At 68.9% G+C, this 24223-nt stretch carries 12 protein-coding genes; 9 read left to right on the plus strand and 3 right to left on the minus strand.

From position 1 onward, the window contains the following. Nucleotides 1–71: 71 nt before the first annotated feature. From H4W31_RS22570 to H4W31_RS22580, 3 genes are all read left to right on the plus strand, one after another. The gene (locus H4W31_RS22570; RefSeq protein WP_192768469.1) at nt 72–9899 is read left to right on the plus strand and encodes a LamG-like jellyroll fold domain-containing protein; all 9828 of its coding nucleotides are present in this window, start codon (nt 72–74) and stop codon (nt 9897–9899) included. 19 nt (nt 9900–9918) lie between these two features. After that, on the plus strand, nt 9919–10311 hold the full coding sequence (locus tag H4W31_RS22575; protein WP_192768470.1) for a DUF6896 domain-containing protein: 393 nt from the start codon (nt 9919–9921) through the stop codon (nt 10309–10311). Nucleotides 10312–11246: 935 nt separating this feature from the next. Further along, complete coding sequence (locus H4W31_RS22580; protein ID WP_192768471.1) at nt 11247–12914, plus strand: RICIN domain-containing protein; 1668 nt, start codon at nt 11247–11249, stop codon at nt 12912–12914. 61 nt (nt 12915–12975) lie between these two features. On the opposite strand, the gene H4W31_RS22585 is transcribed toward H4W31_RS22580, so the two are convergent. The 3 genes from H4W31_RS22585 to H4W31_RS22595 all read right to left on the minus strand — a co-directional run bounded on the left by H4W31_RS22585 (nt 12976) and on the right by H4W31_RS22595 (nt 16736). Then, a complete protein-coding gene (locus tag H4W31_RS22585; RefSeq protein ID WP_192768472.1) occupies nt 12976–15315 on the minus strand; it encodes an ABC transporter permease in 2340 nt (779 codons plus the stop codon). Beyond that, entirely contained in the window at nt 15312–16010 is a 699-nt protein-coding gene (locus H4W31_RS22590) for an ABC transporter ATP-binding protein (RefSeq protein ID WP_318783348.1), read from the minus strand. The genes H4W31_RS22585 and H4W31_RS22590 overlap by 4 nt, the downstream gene beginning before the upstream one ends. A 150-nt stretch (nt 16011–16160) precedes the next feature. Then, on the minus strand, nt 16161–16736 hold the full coding sequence (locus H4W31_RS22595; protein ID WP_192768474.1) for a PadR family transcriptional regulator: 576 nt from the start codon (nt 16734–16736) through the stop codon (nt 16161–16163). Nucleotides 16737–16919: 183 nt separating this feature from the next. Between H4W31_RS22595 and urtA the strand changes: the two genes are divergently transcribed. The 6 genes from urtA (at nt 16920) to H4W31_RS22625 (ending at nt 24161) form a co-directional block, all read left to right on the plus strand. Then, nucleotides 16920–18143 carry an urea ABC transporter substrate-binding protein gene (gene urtA, locus H4W31_RS22600; RefSeq protein ID WP_225945636.1) on the plus strand — a complete coding sequence of 408 codons (1224 nt, stop codon included), beginning with the start codon at nt 16920–16922 and terminating at the stop codon, nt 18141–18143. A gap of 57 nt (nt 18144–18200) precedes the next feature. Continuing rightward, nucleotides 18201–19082: an urea ABC transporter permease subunit UrtB gene (gene urtB / locus H4W31_RS22605; RefSeq protein WP_192768475.1), complete on the plus strand. Its 882-nt coding sequence runs from the start codon at nt 18201–18203 to the stop codon at nt 19080–19082. Beyond that, a complete protein-coding gene (urtC, locus tag H4W31_RS22610; protein ID WP_318783349.1) occupies nt 19079–20410 on the plus strand; it encodes an urea ABC transporter permease subunit UrtC in 1332 nt (443 codons plus the stop codon). The genes urtB and urtC overlap by 4 nt, the downstream gene beginning before the upstream one ends. Continuing rightward, a complete protein-coding gene (gene urtD / locus H4W31_RS22615; RefSeq protein WP_192768476.1) occupies nt 20407–21174 on the plus strand; it encodes an urea ABC transporter ATP-binding protein UrtD in 768 nt (255 codons plus the stop codon). The genes urtC and urtD overlap by 4 nt, the downstream gene beginning before the upstream one ends. Then, complete coding sequence (gene urtE, locus H4W31_RS22620; RefSeq protein ID WP_192768477.1) at nt 21175–21870, plus strand: urea ABC transporter ATP-binding subunit UrtE; 696 nt, start codon at nt 21175–21177, stop codon at nt 21868–21870. It begins immediately after the preceding gene. 167 nt (nt 21871–22037) lie between these two features. Then, nucleotides 22038–24161, plus strand: coding sequence for a WD40 repeat domain-containing protein (locus H4W31_RS22625; protein WP_192768478.1), 2124 nt, complete (start codon nt 22038–22040; stop codon nt 24159–24161). The last annotated feature ends 62 nt before the right edge of the window (nt 24162–24223 follow it).

The raw sequence follows: 24223 nt of genomic DNA on the forward strand, positions 1-24223 counted from the left end.
AGCGGTCAGGTACGGCACCACGAGAGGCGGGGAACCCGCCTCGGTGATGCGCAAGACGGGGAGGTATGCGCATGCTCGGCGGCCTGTATCCACATGCTCGGGAGACGGTCAGGACCCTGGTTCGTCGCCGGCGGGAATCGGCGCGGCTGCTTGGCGCCCTGGTGCTGTGCGGGGTACTCGGCGCATGCACCGCGGAATCCGGTACCCGGGTCGTGCTGAATGCCCCGGCACCGGCCGCCGACCGAAAGCACCACGGCCAGTCGCCACCCGACCAGCGGTGGGGCTCCGCGGACTTCGATCAGCACGTCGTCGACGGGCCCGCGAACCGCACCGTGCCGCAGTCCCTACGCGGACGGTATCCGCTCACCACGCCGTCGGCGCCATCGGCGGCACCCCGGAACGCGGCCGAGGCGGTCGAGCCGCCGGCCAGCAAGGCGCGGGGATTCGACGCGGAAACCAGCGAGGAACTGCCGCAGCGCCGGAATGCCCATCAGCGGGTGTACGCCAACGCCGACGGCACGGAGACCACGGAGTTCTCCTCGGCGCCGGTCAACTACCAGCGTCCCGACGGGTCATGGGCGGGCATCGACTCCACATTGGTTTTTACCGGCTCCGGCTGGCGGTCCGGGGCGGACTCGGTTGACCTGCGGCTGGCCGCCCGCGCCGACGCGCCCGAACTGGTGCGGTTGGCCCTCGACGACCAGCACGCGCTCGCGTACGGGATGGCCGGAGCCCAGGGCGTGACCGGCGCGCCGGCCGGGTCCACCGTGACCTATCCCGGTGTACAGCCGGAGGTCGACCTGGAGCTGAAGGCGCAGGCCGGCGGTGTGAAGGAGACCCTGGTCCTGCATTCGGCCGACGCGGCCCACCGGTTCCTGTTCCCGATCCGCCTGACCGGGCTGACCGCTGACGTCGTGGACGACCGAATCGTGCTGACCGATGGCTCGGGGGTCCAGCGGGGGGTGATTCCCGCCGGCTTCATGGTCGACGCGGATGGCGGCACAACGGATGGGGTGACCTACCGATTGGTTTCGGACGGGGACGCGCAGGCGATCGAGGTATCGCTGAACTCCGCCTGGCTCCGCGACCCGGCCCGAGCCTTCCCGGTCCGGGCCGATCCCACGGTGGTCTTCGCCGCCGCCGCCGACGAGTCGATGGTGGTGCAGGGCAACTCCTCGTACATAAACCGAGACGAGTTGCTGGTCGGGCGGCAGGGCAGCGCGGGCGCGGCAGCGTCGTACCTCAGGTTCGGCGGGCTGGCGAACCAGCTACGAAATCACACGATCTTCGGGGCGCAGTTGCAGGTGGTCGGCTTTCGAGCGCCTTCGTGCAGCCCTCGCAAGGTCACCGTTCACCCGGTGACCGCCTCGTGGGATGCCGACAACGACTACGCCTACCCCGGCCCCGCCGTCGGGCCGGCCATGGCCAGCCAGTCCTTCGCGTACGGATACGTCGGGTTGGGCCAGGCCGGGTCGGCGTGCCCGCCCCGGGGAACCCTGTTCGATCTCGGCGTCAAGGGCCGGGATGTGGTGCAGGGATGGGTCAACGGCGGAGCCAACAACGGGTTGTCGCTGCGTGCCTCGAGCAGCGACGGCCAGGCGTGGAAGGAGTTTGCCGGCACCGGGACCGCCAATCCGCCGCGGCTGTACGTGACGCACACCCCGTACAACGCCAAGTACAGCATCCCGAAGCCAGTGCCGGACCCGGCGGTGCTACAGAACCAGTCCGGCAAGGTGAAGATCACCGTCACCAACCTGAGTGCCCAACCCTGGACGCCGGGCGCCTACTACCTGGCGTACCGGGCGTACCGGCTGAACGACGGCACCGCGGCGGGTCAGCATCGGGCGGCCGACCTGAGCACCACTGTGGCCCGCAACGGTCGGGTTACGTTCGACGCCACGATCAAACCGTTGCCACCGGGCCGGTACTTCCTCGACTTCACGATGGTGAAATCCGGCGGCCCGGTCTTCACCGACCAGCAGGTGCCGCCCGGCCGGATCGTTCTGGAGGTCTTCAACATTCCTCCGGTGCTCAACGAGTTGCAGCCGCCGAACGGCTACGCCACCCCCACTCTGACCCCGCAGTTGTGGGCCAAGGCCACCGACATCGACGCGCCGCCCGGCTCGACGCTGCGGTACAGATTCGAGTTCTGCGAGCGGAACGCGGCCGGGGCCCAGGTCAACTGTGTCGACTCCGGATTCCAGGCCAGTCAGGCATGGACGGTGCCGGCCGGACGTCTGACCTGGAGCAAGACCTACGAGTGGCGGGCCAGTATCCGAGACAATGCGAGCGACACCGTCCTCGGTTGGCAGACGATGTTCTCCTCGGTGCCCCAGCCGGAGATCACCTCCCGGATCGCCAACGCCCCGTACGGCAGCCAGGAGCGGGACTTCGATCCGCAGCTTGGCAACCTGACCACTGCGGCGGTGGACGCGGCGGTTTCCAACGTCGGTCCCCCGCTGCGGGTGGTGCGCACCTACAACAGCCTCGATCCACGCCGCGACCTCGTGTTCGGGGCCGGCTGGATGACCCAGTTCGACATGCGTCTGGTGCCGGACGACGACGGTTCGGGCAACGTGGTGATCACCTATCCGGACGGCCAGCAGGTCCGGTTCGGGAGGAATCCGGACGGCACCTTCGCAGCGCCGATGGGCCGGACCGCCCAGCTGACGGTGTTGACCGGCAGCGGCTACAAGCTGCTCGACCGCGCCGGAACCAGTTACGACTTCGACGGCGCCGGCCGGTTACGGAAGATCAGTGACGCGTGGCTGCGGTCCATCGTCCTCAGTTACGACCAGTCGCCGACCCCGAGGCTGATCAAGGCCCAGGTCGTCCCGGTCCCCGGGGCCACCTACGGGCGGGCCTTCACCTTCGGCTGGACCGGCAACCACATCACGAGCGTTTCCACCGACCCGGTTGGCGGTCGGCGACTGACCTGGACGTACACCTACACGGGCGACTTGCTGACCAACGTCTGCGCGCCGGACCCGGCCGTCTGCACCGGTTACACCTACGCCACCGGTTCGCACTACCGCAGCGCGGTCACCGACAGCGGCCCCGCCTCGTACTGGCGGCTCGGTGAGGCCGACGGGACGGCGGCCGGCAGTGAGGTCGCCAACAACCTCGGCAAGGACGCCGGCATCGTCAAGAACGTCACGCTCGGCGTCCCCGGCGCGTTGACCGGCACCGGGAACACCGCCGCCACCTTCAACGGCACCACCTCCCAGGTGGAGTTGCCAAAGGGAACCCTGAAAAAGAACCGGGACGCAGCGGTGGAGTTGTGGCTCAAGATCTCGGGGATCCAGACCGGCGGGCCGCTGCTGGGTTACCAGGACAAGGCCCTGGACGAGACGGCGGACAGCGGGGTACCGGTGCTATACGTCGGGCTCGACGGCCGGGTGCGCGGACAGTTCGGCGCCGGTGCCGTCAGTCCGATTACGTCGACCAGGGACATCCGGGACGACCAATGGCACCACGTCGTGCTGTCCGCCATGGGCAACACCCAGAGCCTCTACCTCGACGGTGATCTCGTCGGTACCCGCACTGGCTCGATCGAGCACAGCGCGCTGACCTTCAACCAGATCGGCGCGGCCCAGGCCACCAACCCGACCACCTGGCCGCTATGGGGGAGCAGCGCCAAGCGGTTTTTCTCCGGCAGCATCGACGAGGTCGCCAGCTATGCCCATCCGCTCGGGCCGCTGGCGGTCAAGGCGCACCGGGCCCAGGCCGGCGCGGCCGAACAGCTCACCATGGTCACCCTGCCGAGCGGCAAGATCTCCTCCGAGGCCGTCTACGACACCGACCGGGACCGGATCAAGGAGTACACCGACGGCAACGGCGGCACCTGGAAGATCGGCGCGCCAGCGGTCTACGGCGGCAACAGGGACCTCCGCCGGACCGTCCAGGTCCTCGACCCGGCCGATCGACAGTACCTCTACGAGTACGACGCCCTCGCCGGCCGAATGCTGCGTACGGGCAGCCCGGTGGGCCTCGATACCCGGGCGGAAGACCGGCCAGGGTACCGTGCGCCAACGCCCACCCCGTCACCGTCACCGACCGAGGTCTGCACCTCGCCCGACCCGGCCGACTCGGGCTTCTGCACCACCATTCCGGACGGCTCCGGCGGTCCGGTGTTCACCGGCAATGAGCTCGACGGCATGATCATCCGCTCGTTTGGCTACAACGATCAGGGTCAACAGAGCGAGATCACCAACGAGAACGGGGACAAGGTCGACCTGACCTACAACAACCGCGGCAACATCACCTCGCGCAAGACGTGCCGCACCGCCACCGTGTGCCACACCTCGTACACCTCGTATCCGAGCACGGTCACCAACCCGTTCGACCCGCGCAACGACCTGCCCACCGAAACCCGGGACGGCCGGTCCGCCAGCGCGACTGACAACAGCTACCGGGCGAGCTACACCTACAACGATGCCGGTGACCTCTTGACCCAGACCGGCCCCGACAATCTTCCCATCCGGCATCTCTACACCGACGGCAGCGGCTCGTCGATCGGCAACCCGCTGAACCCACCGCCTCCCGGCCTAGTCCACAGCACCACCGACACCCGCAACGCGGTGACCCGCTACCAGTACACGCGGCACGGTGACCTCGCGGTGGTCGTCGCCCCGTCCGGAATGCGGACCGAGTACACGTATGACGAAATGGGTCGGCAGACATCGGCGAAGGAAACCTCCGACACCTATCCCGCCGGCATCGTCACCACCACCAGCTACGACGACCTGAACCGGCCGGTCACCACCACCGACCCGGCCACCACCGACGAAATCGACGGGACCCGCCACCAAACCGTGACCACCACGACGTACGACGTGGACGGCAACGTGGTCCGGGAGGAGATTCGGGACGCGCTCGCCGACGCTCCCGCCCGGGTCAGCACCACCGAGTACGACGAGTTCAATCGCCCGACGCGGATGGTCGACCCGGAGGGCAACGAGAAGTTTGAGGGCTACGACTGGTTCGGCAACCGCACCTCCGTCATCGACGCCAATGGCAATCACTACGAGTACGCGTACACCGCACGCAACTCACTGGCTGAGGTGCGGCTGCGGGACTGGAGGGGTGATCCGACGGAGGGTGGCGCCCCGGCCCCCGTCGGCGACTACGTCGTGCTGACCTCCTACGCGTTCGATTTCGCCGGTCGGATGGTACGGCAGGTCGACTCCATGGGCCGGCGGCTGGAGTACACGTACTACAAGGACGACCTGCTGCAGAAGATCGTCCTGAAGGGCTTCCGCAACGCCGATGGCAGCACCCGTGACTACGAGACGGAGAACAACACCTACGACGGGGCGGGCAATCTGACTCGCAAGGTCACCGGCAACGGCCTCTCGGTCACCGAGAACGTCATCGACGCGATGGGCCGGATCAGGAACACCGCCATCGATCCCAGCGGTCTCGATCGGCGGATCACCTACACCTATGACGCCGGCGGAAACGTACTGCGGACCCAGCAGTCCGGTGCCACCAGCAACGTACCGTGGCCGACGAGCACCATCGGCAACATGGTGGAGAACGTCTACGACAGCGCCGGGCGGCGAACCCAGGAGAAGGTGGTCTCCGGCACCACAGCACTGGTCACCTCGTACACCTTCGATCAGCGCGGGCTGCCGACGACCGTCACCGCTCCCCGGGGAAACGTCACCGGTGCCGACCGGACGGCATTCACCACGACCTTGCGGCACGACGAACTCGGCCGACAGGTCTCCGCCCGGGCCCCGCCGGTGGCCGCGGAGAGCGGCGGCAATCCCGCCAGCGTGGTGAACCCGACGGTGAACACCGCATACGACGCGTTCGGGCAGGCCGTCGCGACCCGTGACGCGCTCGGCAACGTGCGGCGCACCACGTACGACCGGCTCGGCCGGCCGGTCATGGCCAGCCAGCCCGTCTACGCACCGCCCGGGGTTCCGGTCGTCCCGTCCGCTCCCACGAAGAAGACCAGTTACGACGGGCTCGGAAACCCGGTCGAGGTCACCGACCCGCGCGGCAACGTCACACGGTTCACCTACGACCGGCTCAACCGGGTGCTCACCCGCGACGGGCCGGGCGGGACCAATGACGAGCGCGCGGTCTGGCGGTACACGTACACCCGCACCGGCGAGGTGTTGTCGGCGACCAGCCCGACCGGAGCGCGCACCCAGACGACCTACGACGACCTCGACCGGCCGGTGACCAGCACGCGGGTCGAGCGGCATCCAGTGCCGGACAGCTTCACCACCCGGTACCGCTACGACGATGCCGGCAATCTCGTCGAGACCGTGCTGCCCAGTGGGGCGCGGAGCACCGCAGCCTACAACGCGGCCGGTCAGGTGGTCTCGAACACCAGCGCGAACGGGGTGCGGAACCAACTCGGTTACGACATGCACGGCAGCCAGGTCCGACTCACCGACGGGCTCGGCCGAACCACCCGGACCGACTTCGACGGGCTGGGCCGCGTCGCACAGGAGTCCGACCTTAACGCGGGAGGTGTGCCCTTACGCTCCGAGAAGTTCGAGTACGACGCCGCCGGCAACGTCACCGCCCGGGTCGACGCGCTCGAGAAACGGGCCACCTTCGAGTACGACGCGCACAACCGCCTGGTCCGGCAGACCGAGTCGGTTGCCGGAAGCGACACCATCGTCACCTCGTTCGGCTACGACGCGGCCGGCAACCGGACCCGCTACACCGACGGCCGGAACAACACCACCGTCTACACCGTCAACTCGTTGGGCCTGCCCGAGGCGGTGATCGAGCCGGCGACCGCCGCGCACCCAAACCTCGCCGACCGCACCTGGACCGTCGGGTACAACGGCAACGGCAACGCTGACCGACTCGCCGCGCCGGGCGGAGTGGTCCGAATCCGAACGTACGACGCCGCTGGACGGCTGACGACGGAGGCGGGCAGCGGCGCGGCAGCCGCTAACCGAGGACTCGGCTACGACCTAGCCGGACGGGTCACCTCGGTCAACGCCCCCGGCGGCACCAACACCTATACCTACAACGACCGCGGGGACGTGCTGAGCGCCGCCGGACCATCGGGGAACGCCAGCTACGGCTACGACCGCAACGGGCAACTGACCTCTCGTACCGACGCCGCCGGTACGTCGACGTTTGGCTACACCGGTGACCGGCTGTCCACCATGCGGGACGGTGCCAGCGGGGTGAGTCAGACGCTCGGCTACGACGCGGCCGGGCTGTTGAAGACCATCGACTACGGCTCCGGGCGGGTACGGACGTACGGCTACGACGACATCGGCCGGGTGAGCTCCGACGTCCTGCGCAACGCGGGCGGCAGCGAAATCGCCAAGATCGCGTACCAGTACGACGCCGACGACCGGCTGACGGTCAAGGAAACCGTCGGGACCGCCACACCTGGCCGGAACACCTACGGATACGACGACGCCGGCCGGCTCACCTCATGGACGTCACCCGCCGGCACCGTCGGTTACCAGTGGGACGACTCCGGCAACCGGATCGCGGCCGGCGCCAAGACCGCCAGTTACGACGCGCGAAACCGGCTGCTCTCCGACGGCGACTACACGTACGCCTATACCCCGCGAGGCACGCTGGCCAGCCGGACCAGCTCTGGGCTGGCTGAGGAGTACTCCTTCGACGCGTTCGACCGGCTCGTCGGGCAGGAGTCCCAGACATACGAGTACGACGGCCTCGACCGGGTCACCGCCCGCAACGGCGTCGAGTTCACCTACGCCGGCTTCAGCCCCGAAGTCGTCGCCGACGGCACCGAGACGTACGCCCGTGGGCCGAGCGGCGAGCTGCTGGCCGTGGGGGACGGGCAGGACCGACGGATCGCCCTCACCGACGAGCACGGCGACCTGATCGGCGCGTTCGATGCTGGCAACACCGGACTCGGCGGGCTGGCCGGCTCGACCGCCTTCGACCCGTTCGGGCAGCGGATCGGTGACACCGGGGCCCAGTCCAACGTCGGTTACCAGGGCGACTGGACCGACCCGGATACCGAACAGGTCAACATGGGGGCCCGCTGGTACTCGCCCGGCACCGGCGGCTTCATCTCGCGCGACTCGGTCAGCTACGCCCAGGGCGACTCGATCCTGGCCAACCGCTACACCTACGGCGCTGGCAACCCGATGGCGAACAGCGACCCGGACGGGCACTGGCCGTCCTGTGGCTGGTGCAAGCGGGCGGCGAGCTCTGTGAAGAATACGGTCAGCTCCGGCTGGCAGGCAGCTGTCAACTCTCCGCTCGGTCAGGGGACGAGCTGGCTGGCCCGGGCCTCATGGTCGAACATGAAGCGGATCGGCAGTTTCGCCTGGGGCGCGGTCAAGTCCGGCTGGAACGCCCTGGCCAGCGGCATCAAGTCGATCGGCAGCGGCCTGAAGAACCTCTACGACAAGTACGCCAAGCCGTACATCGACCGGGGTAAGCAGCTGCTCCAGGAACAGGCCGCGAAGGCGTACCAGCGGGCGGTCCGGGTGCGGGACTCCGCCGTTGCGGCGATCGCGTTCACGGTGAAGAACAGCCCGGTCACCAAACTCGTGATGGCCTCCCGGCCGCTCATCGCCGGACTCGGCAAGCTGGTGGTCACCGCGGCCACTCAGCCGGCAGCCTTCGTCTCCGACCTACAGAACGTCGTCGCGGACACCGCCAAGGCCGCGATGGACCTCTACAAGGCGGCCGTCGCGGTGAACAACGCCGTGATCGGCGGCATCTCCAACGCGTTGGACACGGCGGGCGGCTTCATCGTCGAGCACAAGGCTGCGATCGCCGGTGCCGTCGCCGGCGTAGTCGTCGGGGTTGGCTGCGGAGTGGCGATCGGCTGGACGGGCGTCGGCGCGATCGGCTGCGCCGCAGCGGCCGGCGCGGTGGGATCACTGGTCAACGACCTGGTCGAGGGCGGCAAGGGCTGGAAGGAGATGGGCGCCAACGCCTTGTTGGCGGGCGCGTTCGGCGCCGTCACCGGCCCGCTGTCCACCGTGGCCGGCTCGGCGGTCGGAGCCGGCGTACGCGCCGTGATCGGCGGCGCCGGCCGATCGGCGCTCTCCGCGATGGGCACGGCGGCCACCTCGACCGCGAAGAGCTTCACCAACATTCGCCCTGGTGGTCTGCTCGGCAGAGCTACCAGCGGATGTCGCAACAGTTTCGTCCCAGGCACTGCCGTTCTGATGGCGGACGGTACCCGGAAGCGCATCGAGGACGTCCAGGTCAGCGACAGGGTGCTGGCGACCGACCCGACTACCGGAGAAACCGGGCCACGGAAGGTCACGGACCTGATCGTCGGCCAGGGGGAGAAGAACCTCATCGAGGTCACCGTCGATACCGACGGCGCCATGGGCGACCGGACCGCCTCCATCCAGGCAACTGACGGTCATCCGTTCTGGGTCGCGGACCTCCGGATCTGGGTCGAGGCGGTCGACTTGCAGGTCGGTTCGCTGCTGCGCACCTCGGCCGGCAGTCATGTCCAGGTCACCGCCGTCAAGCGGTGGACCGCCCAGAACCAGCCTGTGCACAACCTCACCGTCGACACCGTCCACACGTACTATGTAATCGCCGGCACCAGGCCGGTACTCGTACACAACTGCGACTGGGCTAGTCCTTCAGACTTGCAACCCGTGCACGGCATTTCCGGCGACTCGTCGACGAAGAACGTAGCGAGACTCGGGAAAGATATGCGAGCTGGTACTTTCGACTGGGAGCAGAGCCCCTTGTCGGTCGTTCGGCACGAAGGCACGACCTACGTACTTGATGGTCATCACCGCCTAGCTGCCGCCAAGTGGGTCGGAGCGGAGCGCGTAGGAATCCGCGACGTTACCGATGAACTTCTCAACGGTGGCTTCCGGGGTTACAAGGATATGGCGGACGTCCTGGATACGGCGTCTCGATTCCAAGGGAATCGACTAAACCCATACAAGCTGAGGTGACGGAAGTATGTTACGCGAAGTGTTGAGGACCATTGAGGACGCAATCCGCCAGTTCTACTCAGCTAAGGCCCTGGTGGAGGCAGCTCTAGGGGTTACGTCGGCGTCGCAACTCACGGAGCGGGTATTGCGAGACGAGGCCATCCGCCATGGGCATTGCCGAGGCTTCGAGTACAGCGTTCACGGCGTCGGGTATACCGTCGTGTCTCCTGGAGGGGAACCGGTGCACATCGATAGCTTTGGTGATAAAGACGGTTTCACCGTCTACGATATCAGGGCCTATCTGGAAGGAAGTGGTGATGCCGTCCCGGCAGTCGATGAAATACGCTTTGCGTGCGACCAACTCGTAGATAGGGGAATGATCGATAGGATTGATCGAGCCACGTACGGGTTTGCTTCAATACCTCCGGAATAGCCGTCTTCATGGAGGCCTGAAGTCCGTGCTCCTGATCCTCTGGCGTGGTGGTCAGGCGACGATTTGAATGGTGTACTTGGCCACCAGGCCATACTTCTGACGATCACCGTGTGTGACGGAGTCGTGTCGATGGTTGCCCTCGCCTGTTCGGGTTGCCGTCACGGTTGCCGTCACGCGGGACAAGTTATCGGCAGATATCGATAAAGCGTCTTCTCGCGGTCCGGTGCGGGGCTGTTCGATGGCGTGCCGCGTAGCGGTGCGGCGTCGGTCTACGGAGCCAGTCGCCGTGGGTGGTTGGTGAAGGGATCGTTACGGCCCGGGGTGGTCGATGGGTAAGGGGCCTGGGAGTTGCGTGCTCGGTGTTGGTGGGCGTGCGCGCCCGGGCTCATGAGGATCAGTGGTGGGAGAAGACGGGAAGGCTCTTTCAATGAGTGCATATGATGTTTGCCTGACGAATATCAACGTGCTTGGAGAAATCCATCAACGCTCGCTCAAAGACCCTGTCCGTCGTGCGGTTTTACGACGTTGCGCCTGATTTTCATCGTAGACGATGTAATGACTCAGTCTGGAACCGCTGTCTTTTGGTGCGCATCCTGTGAGCAGGGCCTAATGCCCAATCAAGCGGCAGTTCCCATGGGAGGTGAAAGGATTATTCGAGGAATTGAATCTGTGCCCAATTATCGCCTTATTGTTGACCAATAGCACGGTGGTACGCAATTTTGGGAAGCGATCGGGTCGTAATTCACCGAATTAGGAGTGGCTGATCGTCCGCCTGGTTGCTATCACAGTTGCCGTCAGACGCTTGGTTTATACGCACGGGGATGTTGTCTGTTTGATGTGGACGGCGGACGCGTGATGACTGGCGGGAGAGCATTCGTTGCCTGGCTGGTGATGGGATCGTCAGACGTTGTCCACAACAATGAGGGAAGGAACCGATGAAAGTGCGAAGTCTTGAGGCGGGACGTCGGAGCGGAGGGCTTCGCGCCCATGGTCTTGTCCTCGTATTACTGGCCGCCGCGCTGGTCGGGCCGACCGCGCCCGCATCGGCTGCGATCACCCCGGCGGCCGGAGTGCCGATCCTGGGGGCGAGCAGCAACCTGTGCCTCAACGTCGAGCGTGCCGCCGTCACGAACAACGCACGGGTCATCCAGTACACCTGCAGCGCCACGGCCACCAACGACGACTGGAAGGCGGTGTCGGTGGGGGACGGGACGTACCACATCACTGCCATTCACAGCAATATGTGTCTGAACGTCAGTGCGGCCGCCACTGTCAACAACGTGGCCATCGTCCAGTTCACCTGCAGCGCCACCGGGAAGAACGACAACTTCCGGTTCCGGTCGGTGCCGGGCTCGCACACATTCCAACTCGTCGCCGAGCACAGTGGCAAGTGCCTGCATGTAGCTGGTGCCTCCACGGCGCCGGGCGCCGCAATCGTACAATTCACCTGCGGTACGGTAGCCAGTGCCTACGAGCGGTGGTACTTTCCGCCGACCGGCGGCGTCATGGTCTCGCCTCCGCAGGAGCCGTTCACACCGATCTCGGTCATCCAGGCCGCGCCCGAGGCGGGCGCGACGCAGGCGCCGCTGACCTATGCCTACGTGGACAACCTGGGCCGGTTGCTGCATGGTCACCAGTCGGATCCGGACGCCTTTGGCAACCTGCAGTGGACGGTCATCGGCGAGGGCGAGGAGTTCTCCGGTCAGCCGTTGCTGTCCTACCAGGCCGACGGTCGGGTACAAATGATCGGCCACAACAGTGTCGACGGCGACACCTGGCTGCGTACCCAGACCACCAAGGGATTGCCGCAGTGGAATGCCTTCCAGGACGTCGGCGGCTCGAACCTCTCGCACCCCGCCGTCGGGCGGCTGCCCGATGGGAAACTCGTGGTCTTCACGCTGGTCAACGGCGGATTGTGGCACCTGCCGCAGGATGGCGTGCAGAGCCCCTACCTGGGCTGGAGATTTGTCGGCGGCACCGGCCTGGTCGGCCGGCCCACGGTGGTGACCATCCGGGACGGTCTTCAGGTCTTCGCCGCCGATGCCGCGGGTGCACTGCACACGGCGACCTACCGCGGCGGGACCCTGTCGGACTGGATCAGCCTGGGCGGGTCGGGTCTGACCGGCGCTCCGTCCGTGGTGGTATTCCCGGGCTTCCGGCCCCGGGTGTTCGCCCGCGCCGCAGACGGCGCCATCGTCACGAAGGGTCAGGACGCGACCGGGGCTTTCGGAACGGTATGGGAACCGGTCGGCGACTTTGCCGCGGCCGGTCCGCCCGCAGCAGTGCTGAACCCGATCAGCGGTCTAACCGAGGTGATCGCCCGGGGTAGTGACGGGGTGATTTCCTACGTCACGGAGACCGCTCAGGCATCCGGTGCCTGGGGTACCTGGCGTCCGGCGGTCACCTCCGGCGTGCTCGCCGCGACCGAACCCACCATCGTTACCTTCACCCGGTACGGCGGCGAGACCTGGGCCTTCGCCTTCCGAACCGAGGTCGGCGCCCCGTTCATCTTCGTTCGGGAGAATCTCGATCCCATGGGCCGTGGCACGACCGGCCCCGGCAAGCCCTTCACCGAGGTGCGCTTGCCGGCCCCGCCCGAGTAAGGAGTTAGGAAGGGCCCCTTCTTCTACAGAAAACGATAAGAAGGGGCCCTTCCTTACATCCTCATTCGGTGCGGAGGCCGTTGGGGCGGAGCATGCGCCAGAGGGCGGGCAGACTGAACGCCGTCACCAGCAGTACGACGGCACCGGCGATGCCGGACATCCCGGCGATGCCGGACCAGTCGAGTCGTAGTGGCTCGCCGACCATCACCAGCAGGGTGGCGCCGAGCGCCGTACCGATGACGAGCGCCAGCGCCAGCCCGAGCAGCACCGGCACCGCCGTCTGCCAGAGCACCGACCAGCTCAGTGTGCTGCGCCGGGTGCCGAACGCGACCAGTACGGCGAGCACCCGGCGCCGCTCCCGCAACTGCTCCAGGCTGCCGACCAGCAGGCTGGCGCCGAGCAGCAGCAGCGTCGCCAGTACGCCGATGAACAGGCCCCGCCGGATCTCGGCGAACCGGTCGACCCGGTAGGTGGCGTCCAGGGTCTGCACCGCCATTCCGGGGCCCAGCGGCGTCACCACGTTGCGGATCAGTTCGATGGTCTCCGGTCGGCTCCGGTCCACGGCGACGTAGATGAAGGCGTCCAGGCCGGCGAGCGCGCCCGGTTCCACGGCGCCCGGGGTGGCCAGGATGCCGGTGACCTCCCTGCCGATGGGGTCCGGCCGGGGCTCGGCCGGACGCATGGTGGCCGGTACCGTCCAGCCGGTGCCGGCCCGGTCACCGAGTTCCATCCGCTGCCCGGCGCTGGGCAGGGGCGGCAGGCTCGAACTCGCCTCCCGGTCGTCGGCGAGCGCGAAGACGTCGCCGTCGGTGCAGCTGTCCAGCGTGGCCAGCTCCCGCAGCGCCTGACAGTCCCCGATCCGCAGCGGATTGGCCGGTCGGTAGCCGTCCTGCTCGCGCGGGGTACCGACCGCCGCGACGTTGGTGTCGAGGGTGCCGAACACCTGACGGACGCCGGGGACCGCCCGGAGTTGTTCGCGCAGCGGTCCGACGTCCGCCCCGTTCACGACGCCGTTGCCACTGACCACCACCTGGGCCCGGTCGACGTCGTGCCCGGAGGAGAGCACATAGTTGTGCTGGATGCCGGCGAAGAGCATCTGCAACGCGATTCCACCCGCGACCGCCACCGCGACCCCGCTGACCAGCCGGGCCGAGGTCTCGCTGTCGAGTTGGAGCCGGCGGATGGCGAGCTGCCAGGAGACGGGGCCGCCGTGCAGCCGGCGTACCGCCGCCTCGACCAGCCAGGGCAGCAGCGCGGCGACGCCGACGAGCAGCAGTACGACGCCGGTGACCACCTGCGCCTCGTTGAAGGCGCCACCGGTCTGGTCGATGCCATCCAGCAGCGGCAGGAGCAGCGCCAGTCCGCCGATCGGCAGGGTCAGCCGCCACCAGAGCCGGCGGCGTCGGCCGGCCGAGCGGCGGACCACGCCGAGTGGTTCGATGACGACCCGGCGCAGCGCGAGTTGGGCGACCACGATCGCCGTACCCGGCACCACCAGGGCGATCAGGGCGGCGAGCGCCGGGCTCGGCCGGACGTCTCCGGCGTACACGCTGATCTCCCGGAGCGTGATTCCCTCGACGAGTTGCCGGCCGATCAGGAAGAAGACGCCGCCGAAGGCGAGGCCGAGCACGGCGCCGAGCAGCGCCTCGCCGGCCGCGATCCGTCGGGTCATCACCCCGTCCGCGCCGACCAGCCGCAGTGCGGCCAGCCGCCGGTCCCGGTTCTCGCCGCCGAACCGCGCCGCGGCGGCGATGAAGACCGCGATCGGCAGCAGCAGCACCACGAGAATGATCAGGACCAGCAGCAGGAGCACCGGATCGAGGCCCTCGCCGGCCGAGTCGCTGCCGAAGTGGTCGATCCGGACGCCGGTCACGCCGGGCTGGAGCTGGTCGGTACCGAGGTAGAAGGCGTACTCGCCGGGCCCGGAGAGGCCCTCGGCACCGATGGTGCCGGCCACCGGCTGCGCCAACCGGGGCTTGAGCAGCGCACCCTCTCCGGCCGCGAGCAGTCGGCCCAGCGCGGGAGAGACGAAGAGTTCGCCCGGCCGGGGAAGTGCGGTCAGGCCCGGCGGCACCGGCGCTCGTGTTCCCTCCGGTTGCAGCATCCGGCCCCGGATCGCCTGTTCGCGGTACTCGGTGTCGACGTTCGCGACCAGCAGGGTCCGGTCGCCCGGTGCCGGCTCGGGGACGCCGAAGAACTGGTCGTCGCGGGCGGCGGTCCGGTCGTCGCGGGCGCCCAGCATCGTCGAGATCGAGGTGCCACCGAGCAGCAGCGCCACCCCGAGGCCGACCCCGACCGCGGCCATGAGCGTCCGGGCCAACCCGTTCCGGCCGCCGGCGAAGACCATTCGGGCCCCGAGCGCCAGGTCGGCGAGCCAGCCCGTGCGCGTACGCTGCCTCATCGCGGCGCCAGCATGGTCTCGCGGGTACGGCCGTCGCGCACCACGATCTCCCGATCGGCGTACGCGGCGACGCGTGGCTCGTGGGTCACCAGTACCACCGCCGCACCGGCCTGCCGAGCGGTCTCGGTGAGCAGCCGCATCACCTGTTCACCGTTGAGCGAGTCCAACGCTCCGGTCGGCTCGTCGGCGAAGACCACCCGGGGGGCGGTGACCAGCGCCCGGGCCACCGCGACCCGTTGCCCCTGCCCGCCGGAGACCTCGCCGGGGCGCTGCCCGGCCACGTCGGCGACCTCCAGCCGGGCCAGCCACTCGGCCGCCCGGCGTTCGGCCTCGCGCCGCCGTACCCGGTCCAGGCGTAGCGGCAGGGCGACGTTCTCCAGGCAGGTCAGCTCGGGTACCAGCTGACCGAACTGGAACACGAAGCCAAACTCGCTCCGGCGCAGCGCGCTGCGCTCGGTGTCGGACATCGCGGAGAGTTCCCGGTCCCGGTAGCGGACCTCGCCCGCGTCCGTCCGGACGATGCCGGCCAGGCAGTGCAGCAGGGTCGACTTGCCGGAGCCGGACGCCCCCATCACGGCGACGATCTCGCCGGCCGAGACCCGGAGGGTCGCCCCGTCGAGTGCCGGCGTCGCGCCGTACGCCTTGTGCAGCGCGATTCCGGCCAGCAGCGGTTGGTCCTCGCTTTGCTCGGTCACGTCGTCTCCTCGCTGCGCTCGTCGTCGCCATGACCTGGTCGACTGGGCTGGCCGATGCCCTCGCTTTGCTCGGTCATGTCGTCTCCTCGCTGCGCTCGTCGTCGCCATGACCTGGTCGACTGGGCTGGCCGATGCCCTCGCTTCGCTCGGTCATGTCGTCTCCTCGCTGCTGAGCTGGGCCGGTACATGCTGCGGCGCGGCTCTGTCGTGCAGGGTGGCCGCCAGGTTGTCCAGCCGGGCGGTGGTCAGTTCCAGCCAGCGCAGGTCAGCCTCGAGGTGGAACAGCGCGAAGTCGCAGATGAGCTGGTCGGCGAGGTCCCCGGCGGCCTTGCGTCGGGTCAGGTCGCGCATCAGCCGCAGGTGCTCGGCACGCTGGATGTCGAGGATGTCGGCGGCGTCCCGGCCGGTCAGCAGCCCGAGCACCACCTTCGCGTAGAGCGTGTTCTGCAGGTAGATGTCGGGCTTCTCCGGCTGCGCCAACCAGCGCTGTACGTCGGTCACTCCGGCGGTGGTGATCGCGTAGCGCTTGCGCTCCGGCCCGGCGCCGGGCTCCACCCCGTCGACCTCGACGAGCCCGCTCTTGAGCAGCCGGGCCAGGGTCGAGTAGACCTGCCCGTAGTGCAGCGGGCGGCCCTGGCCGAACCGTTCGTCGTAGAGCCGTTTCAGCTCGTAGCCGTGCCGGGGGTTGGCCTCCAGCAGGCCCAGGAAGGTCTGTCCGATTGACATGGGCGGGACTCTACACCACGCGTATACACCCTATGTATAGCCAGGGTGTGTACCCAGCTCGATCCAATACGGGTTGTGAGTTTCCGTTAACGCGTTGGACATCGATGCACTCAGATTCATGAAATCCTTCATTCCTACGGTTCGTGGCACCAGGCAGCAGCCCTCGGTGAAAGGGGTAGGCGGATGCCACGAGGCGTGCGGAACCGGCTGGTCATGCTGGCCGCGACAGCGGTGTTACTGGCCGCTGGCGGATGTGCCGAGGACCCGACGTTGGCGTCGGGAACGGGCGGCGGGAACACCATCAAGGTGGGCATTCTGCACTCGTTGAGCGGCACGATGGCGATCAGCGAGGTGACCGTACGGGATGCCGAACTGCTCGCCATCGAGGAGATCAACGCGGCGGGCGGACTGCTCGGCAAGCAGATCGAGCCGGTGGTCGAGGACGGCGCGTCGGACTGGCCGACCTTTGCCGAGAAGGCGCAGAAACTGATCTCGCAGGACAAGGTCGCCACCGTCTTCGGCGGCTGGACCTCGGCCAGTCGCAAGGCGATGCTGCCGGTCTTCGAGCGGAACAAGGCGCTGCTCTGGTATCCGGTGCAGTACGAGGGGCTGGAGAGCTCGCCGTACATCTTCTACACCGGGGCGACCACCAACCAGCAGATCGTGCCGGGGCTTGAGTACCTGAAGGAACAGGGCAAGAAGAGCATTTTCCTGGTCGGCAGCGACTACGTCTTCCCGCGTACGGCCAACAAGATCATCAAGGCGTACGCGGCGGCGAACGGGATGACGGTGCTCGGCGAGGAGTACACCCCGCTCGGTCACACCGAGTACAGCACGGTGGTGAACAAGCTCCAGCAGGCCAAGCCCGACGCCGTGTTCAACACCCTCAACGGGGACAGCAACGTCGCCTTCTTCAAGCAGCTGCGCAGCGCCGGCATCACCGCCGCCGCGATGCCGACCGTCTCGGTCAGCGTGGCCGAGGAGGAGGTGGTCGGGATCGGCGCCGACAACGTCGCCGGGCACCTGGTCGCGTGGAACTACTACCAGACCACCAGCGGCGCGCGGAACGACACCTTCGTCAAGGCGTTCAAGGCCAAGTACGGCACCGCCAAGGTCACCTCCGATCCGATGGAGGCCGGCTACAACGCGGTGTACCTCTGGGCCGAGTCGGTGAAGAAGGCGAACAGCGTGGCGGTCGAGGCGGTCAAGAAGGCCTCCGGCGGCATCTCGCTGGAGACCCCCGAGGGCACCGTCACGATCGACGGCGAGAACCAGCACGTCTTCAAGACGGCCAGGATCGGGCTGGTGCAGCCGGACGGCCAGATCAAGGAGGTCTGGAACTCCGGCAAGCCGATCAAGCCCGACCCGTACCTGAAGGGCTACCCGTGGGCGACCGGCCTGTCCTGAACAGCCGGTACGGACCCTGACCGACGGCCAGCGACCCGGGACGGAGGCGCGCCAGGCATGGCGACACTCAACCAACTGGTGATCGGGGCGAGCATCGGAGCGGTGCTGCTCCTGATCGCCCTCGGCCTGACCTTCACGTTCGGCCAGATGGGCGTGATCAACATGGCCCACGGCGAGTTCATCATGGCGGGCGCCTATACCGCGTACCTGCTCCAACCGCTGGTCGGTACGCAGTCGGTGCTGGTCGCCCTGCCGGTGGCGTTCGGCGTCGCCGGGGTGCTGGGGCTGATCCTCGAACGGCTGGCCATCCGGCACTTCTACGGCCGGCCGCTCGACACCCTGCTACTCACCTGGGGGATCAGCCTCATCCTGCAACAGGTCGCCCGGGACATCTTCGGCGCGCCGAACGTGCAGGTACGCGCACCGGGCTGGCTCACCGGCGGACTCGACCTCGGCGGCGTACGACTGCCGTACAACCGGGTCTTCATCATGATTCTCGCCGCCGGCTGCGTGGTGGCGATCTGGCTCTACCTGACCCGGCTCAAGCACGGCCGGCGGATGCGGGCGGTGATGCAGAACCGGCAGCTCGCGGCGGTCAGCGGGGTGGCCACCGAGCGGGTCGACCAGCTCACCTTCTTCATCGGCTCCGGCCTGGCCGGGGTGGCCGGGGTCGCGCTCACCCTGATCGGGCCGGTCGGCCCGACGTTGGGCACCAACTACATCGTCGACGCCTTCCTGGTGGTCGTGGCCGGCGGCCTCGGGCAACTACGGGGCGCGGTCATCGCCGCCTTCGCCCTCGGCATCCTGAACAGTTTCGTGGAGTTCTGGGTCGACAACGGAGCCAGTTTCGCCAAGGTGGTGGTGTTCGCCGTGATCATCGGATTCCTCCAGGTACGTCCGCAGGGCATGTTCGTCGTCCGTACCCGGGCGTTGTCGTGAGCGGGCCGGTGGCGACCGGGCCGGCCGGGCTGGCCGACCCGGCGTCCCGGGACCGGCGGCGGCTGACCGGACCGGCGCTGTTCGTCGCGGTCGGGTTGCTGCTGATGGTGGTCGCACCGGTGGTGCTGTCGCCGTTCCGGCTGGACCTGCTCGGCAAGTACCTCTGCTTCGCCATCGTCGCGGTCGGAATCGGCCTGGCCTGGGGCCGGGGCGGCATGCTCACCCTCGGCCAGGGCGTGTTCTTCGGCATCGGCGGCTACGCGATGGGCATGCACCTCAAGCTCCGGGAGGCCGGTCCGGGCGGACTGCCGGACTTCATGGTCTGGAGCGGGGTGGAGAGCCTGCCGGCGCTCTGGCGGCCGTTCGCCAACCCGATCTTCGCGATCGCCATGGTGGTGCTGTTGCCGATGGCGGTGGCCGTACTGCTCGGCCTGCTGGTGTTCCGGCAGCGGGTCCGGGGGGCGTACTTCGCCGTCCTCTCCCAGGCGCTGGCCGCGGCCTTCGTCATCCTGCTGGTCGGCCAGCAGGGCCTGACCGGCGGCACCAACGGGCTGACCAACTTCCAGATGTTCTTCGGGCTGGACCTCTACCAGCCCGCCGACAAGCGGATCCTCTACCTGGTCGTGGTGCTGGTGCTCGGGGCGATGTTCCTGGTCGCCTGGCAACTCGCGCGGAGTCGCTTCGGCCAACTCCTGGTCGCCGTCCGGGACGGCGAGGACCGGGTGCGGTTCCTCGGGTACGAGCCGGCGGTCGTGAAGACCATCGCGTTCGCCGTCTCCGCCGCGATGGCCGGGATCGCCGGTGCGCTCTTCGTCCCGATGGTCGGGCTGCTCAGCCCGGCCAACCTGGGCATCGTCGCCTCGTTGGAACTGCTGATCGGGGTGGCGATCGGTGGCCGGTTCTCGCTGGCCGGCGCGGTCGGCGGGGCGCTGCTGGTCAACTATGCCAAGACCATCTTCAGTGAGGAGTCGGCGGACAACTGGATCTACCTCCAGGGCGCCATGTTCGTCGTGGTGATGATCTGGGCGCCACGTGGTCTCGCCGGGCTGGCCACCGATGCCCGGGCCGCCGTCGCGGCCCGCCGCCGGACCCGGCCCGGCGCCGTTCCGGCATCGGCCGGAAGAAAACCGACGAACCCACCGGGTACGGCCGAGCCGAACGCGGCGGTTGGCGGACCCGAGCCGAACGCGGCGGTTGGCGCACCCGAGCCGAACGGGGCGGTTGGCGGACCCGAGCGGGAGCGGGTGGGCGAAGCGCCGGACCACCCGGAGCGGATCGCGCCCGGTGTGCCGGCGGTGGCCGGCGAGCGTAACGAGGTGGGACCGTGAGCGACCTGTTGCAGGTCCGGGGACTGAACGTCGTCTTCTCCGGATTCCGGGCCATCACCGACCTCGACTTCACCGTCAACTCCGGCGAGCTGCGGTTCCTGATCGGACCCAACGGGGCCGGCAAGACCACGCTGATCGACGTGATCACCGGTCTGACCAGGCCGGCGTCCGGCTCGGTGCGGTTCGCCGGGAACGAACTGCGCGGCCGGCGCGAGCACCAGATCGTCCGGCTCGGGATCGGCCGTACCTTCCAGACGTCGGTTGTCTTCGAGCAGTTGACCGTGCTGGAGAACCTGGACCTCGCCGCGACCTTCCGGCGCCCGCTCGGCACGCTGCTGCGCCGACGGCGGGGAGTTGCCGACCTGGTCGCATCGGCCCTGGACACCACCGGCCTGGCGGCCCTGGCGAACCGTCCCGCCGGGGTGCTGTCGCACGGCCAGCGGCAGTGGCTGGAGATCGGGATGCTGCTGGCGCAGTCTCCCCGGCTGTTGCTGCTGGACGAGCCGGTGGCCGGGATGAGCCGGGACGAGCGGGCCCGTACCGGCGAGTTGCTGCGGGAGGTGGCCCGGGACCACACCGTCATCGTGGTCGAACACGACATGGACTTCCTGCGCCGGTTCGCCAGCACGGTGACGGTGCTGCACGAGGGCCGGCTGCTCTGCGAGGGGACGGTCGCCCAGGTGCAGGCCGACCCCCGGGTGCAGGAGGTGTACCTCGGCCGGACCCGCAAGGAGAGTGCCGAACTGGTCAAGGAGGTCTCGTAGATGCTGACGGTGCAGGGGCTGGACGTCGCGTACGGCCGGGCACAGGTGCTCTTCGGCGTGGACCTGGAGGCACCGGCCGGTGGCCTGGTCTGCGTGATGGGCCGGAACGGGGTGGGCAAGACGACCCTGCTCAAGGCGATCATGGGTGTGCTGCCGGTCCGGGCCGGCCGGGTCGTCTTCGCCGGGGAGGAGATCACCGGCCTGCGGACCCACGAACGGGTACGCCGGGGGCTCGGTTACGTTCCGCCGGGTCACGAGACCTTTCCGCAGCTGACCGTCGCGGAGAACCTCCAGGTCGCGGCGGAGGCGGCGGGGGAGGTCAGCCGGGGTGCGGTGGACGAGGCCCTCGACCTCTTCCCGGCGCTGCCGGCGCTGCTGCGCCGACGGGCCGGTTTCCTCTCCGGCGGACAACAGCAGCAGCTCGCCATCGCCCGCGCACTGGTCAGCCGGCCCAGGATGCTGTTGCTGGACGAGCCGACCGAGGGCATCCAGCCGTCCATCATCCTGGAGATCGAGGAGGCGGTACAGCGACTGCACTCCGAACTCGGCCTGGCGATCCTGCTGGTCGAGCAGTATCTGGACCTCGCGCTCCGGGTGGCCGACCGGTTCGTGATCCTGGATGCCGGCGAGGTGGTCCGGTCCGGCGACCGGGACGACCTCCGGGATCCGTCGGTGCACGGGTTGCTCTCGGTCTAGCACTGGGATCTGTCGGTTGTGCCGGTCGAATCGGCTATGTCGGGCCTGCCGGCGATGCCGGTCCTTGCCGACAGGCCCGACACGGCGCCATCCGGACTAAACTGCCGAACCATGCTCGTCGATGCGACGCTGCTCGATGATCGCGCTCCCGCCCCCGCTTCCCCCCGATGACCGGCGGGAGGACCTGGACCACGGCCGGCGACCCCGGAGGGCGGACCGCCGACGGATCCGGTCGGTCCTGGCAGCCGGGCTGGACCTGGGGGCCCGACGGTCGCCGTCCCCGCCCCGGGCCGGCCCGCCCCGGGCCGTACCAGCCGGTGCCGGCGTGGGTCACCCAACTGGTCGGCTACACCGACGACCGGACCGGCCGACCGCACGCGCTGGTCACCAGCTACGCCGGCGCCCGGGTCGTCCTCGACCTCCTGGACGGGCGACCGGTCGGCGCGGTGGACGAGCGGGCCCACGCGAGCATCTGTGCGACCGCGCGGATCGCCGGCGAGCTGATGATCGTCTCCGGGGCAGGCTCGGGCTATCTCCAGGTGAGTGACCTCGACAGCGGGCGCTCCCGGTGGCGGCGGTGGTGCGGCGATGTCCGTTCCCTGGGCACCGTCATCCTGGCCGGTCGCCCGCATGCCGTGTTGACCGGCGGGTCGCCGAACCTACAGGTCTGGTCGCTGGCGGCCGAGGGCGGCGAACGGGTCGGCACGCTGCGGGTCGGCGCGGAGCGGATCGCCGTACTGGCCACCACGGAGACCGGCGACGACGCCATGGTGGCGGTCGGCACCGGTACCGGCCGGGTCTCGCTCTGGCGCCTGGTCACCGATCCGGGCGACGGGGACGGCGTACGCGGGGAACCGCTCGGCGAGTACGCCTTCGAGGTGCCGGGCCTGGTGAACGTGCTGCGGTTCGCCGACTGGCGGGAACAGCGGGTCCTGCTCGGTGCCGCCGGACGACTCGCCCGGGTCTGGACGGTGGCCGGCGGAACGCCGCTCGGACCGGTCTTCTCCGCGCACACCGGTCAGGTCAACTCGGTCGTAGCGGGGCGGCTGGGGGACCGGCCGGTGCTGTGGAGCGGGGACGACTCCACCGTACGGGCCTGGCTGCCCGAGTCCGGTACGCAGGTCGGCGAGGCGTACCGCTATCCGTACGAGGCGGCACCGACCTGCACCATCGCGGTCGAGATCACCCGTCGGTCGATGCTGGTCACCGGTGACGCCGCCGGCCTGGTGTGGGTGTGGGATCCGGACCGGCCCTACCCGTTCCGCCGCGAGGCGCCGACCGGAGGCGGTGCTGTCGAGGAGCCCGACGGCGTTCCGGAACCGACCCGGCTCGCGATCACCGAGGTCGCCGGCCGGCCGGTCGTGCTCGCCGGGTTCGCCGGCCAGCCCGTCCGGGGCCTCGATCCGGTGCGTGGCGCGGAGGTCGAGGTGCCGGTCGACGGCTCGCCGGCCGTGCCGGTGCTGCTCGTGCCCGGACATCCGCCGCTGTTGGCCCGGCTGGGAACGGACACGATCGAGGTGTGGGACCCGGGCTCGGGCGCCCGGATCGGCGCACCCGTGCCCTGTCCGCCCGGCGTCGTGGGTCCGGACGGTGCGGTGGGCCCGTGCGAGTCGGGACTGGTGGACGGCCGACGGGTACTGCTGCTGGCCGCCGGGGCGGAGCTGTGCCGGCTCGACGTCGAGTCCGGTCGGATCACCGGACCGCTGACCGGGCACTCCGGCCGGGTCCGGGCAATCGCGTTCGGGGAGCTGGCCGGCGTACCCGTGGTGCTCACCGCCGCCGAGGACGACACCGTACGGCTGTGGGACGCCCGGTCCGGGCGGAGTGTACGGACGGTGCTGGACGGTCACGGCGGTGCCGCGTACGCGGTGGTGGTCGCGACGGTCGACGGCCGTCGCCTGGTCTTCAGCGCGGGACGCAACGGCCAGGTCCGCAGTCTCGACCTGACCGACCTGGTCCGGACCGAGCCGGACGGGGTCGGGTCGAGCCGGGCGGACCTGGCCGGGACCGAACCGGCGGGGGAGTACGTCGAGCCCGCCCTGCCCGAACCGACGGTGCTGATGACCGCCACCGGTCCGGTGCGCTCGCTGGCGGTGACCCGGGCCGACGGAGTCGTCTGGCTGGTCGCCGCGGACGGTGCCGTGTTGCGCTGGCACCCCGTCGGGGCGGCCACCCCGCCCGGGCAGACGATCGAACTCGGTGCCACGGTGACCGATCTCGTGGCCCGGTCCGACCTGCTCGTGGTGGCGGCCACCGACGGTCTGATCGGTTACCGGCCGTCGCCGGTCTGACCGGTCACCGGCCGTCCTGTTAGGAAGGGCCCCCGCTACAACAGAAAACGATAGGAAGGGGC

Origin of the sequence: Plantactinospora soyae, from assembly GCF_014874095.1 — a bacterium.
Lineage (GTDB): Bacteria > Actinomycetota > Actinomycetes > Mycobacteriales > Micromonosporaceae > Plantactinospora > Plantactinospora soyae.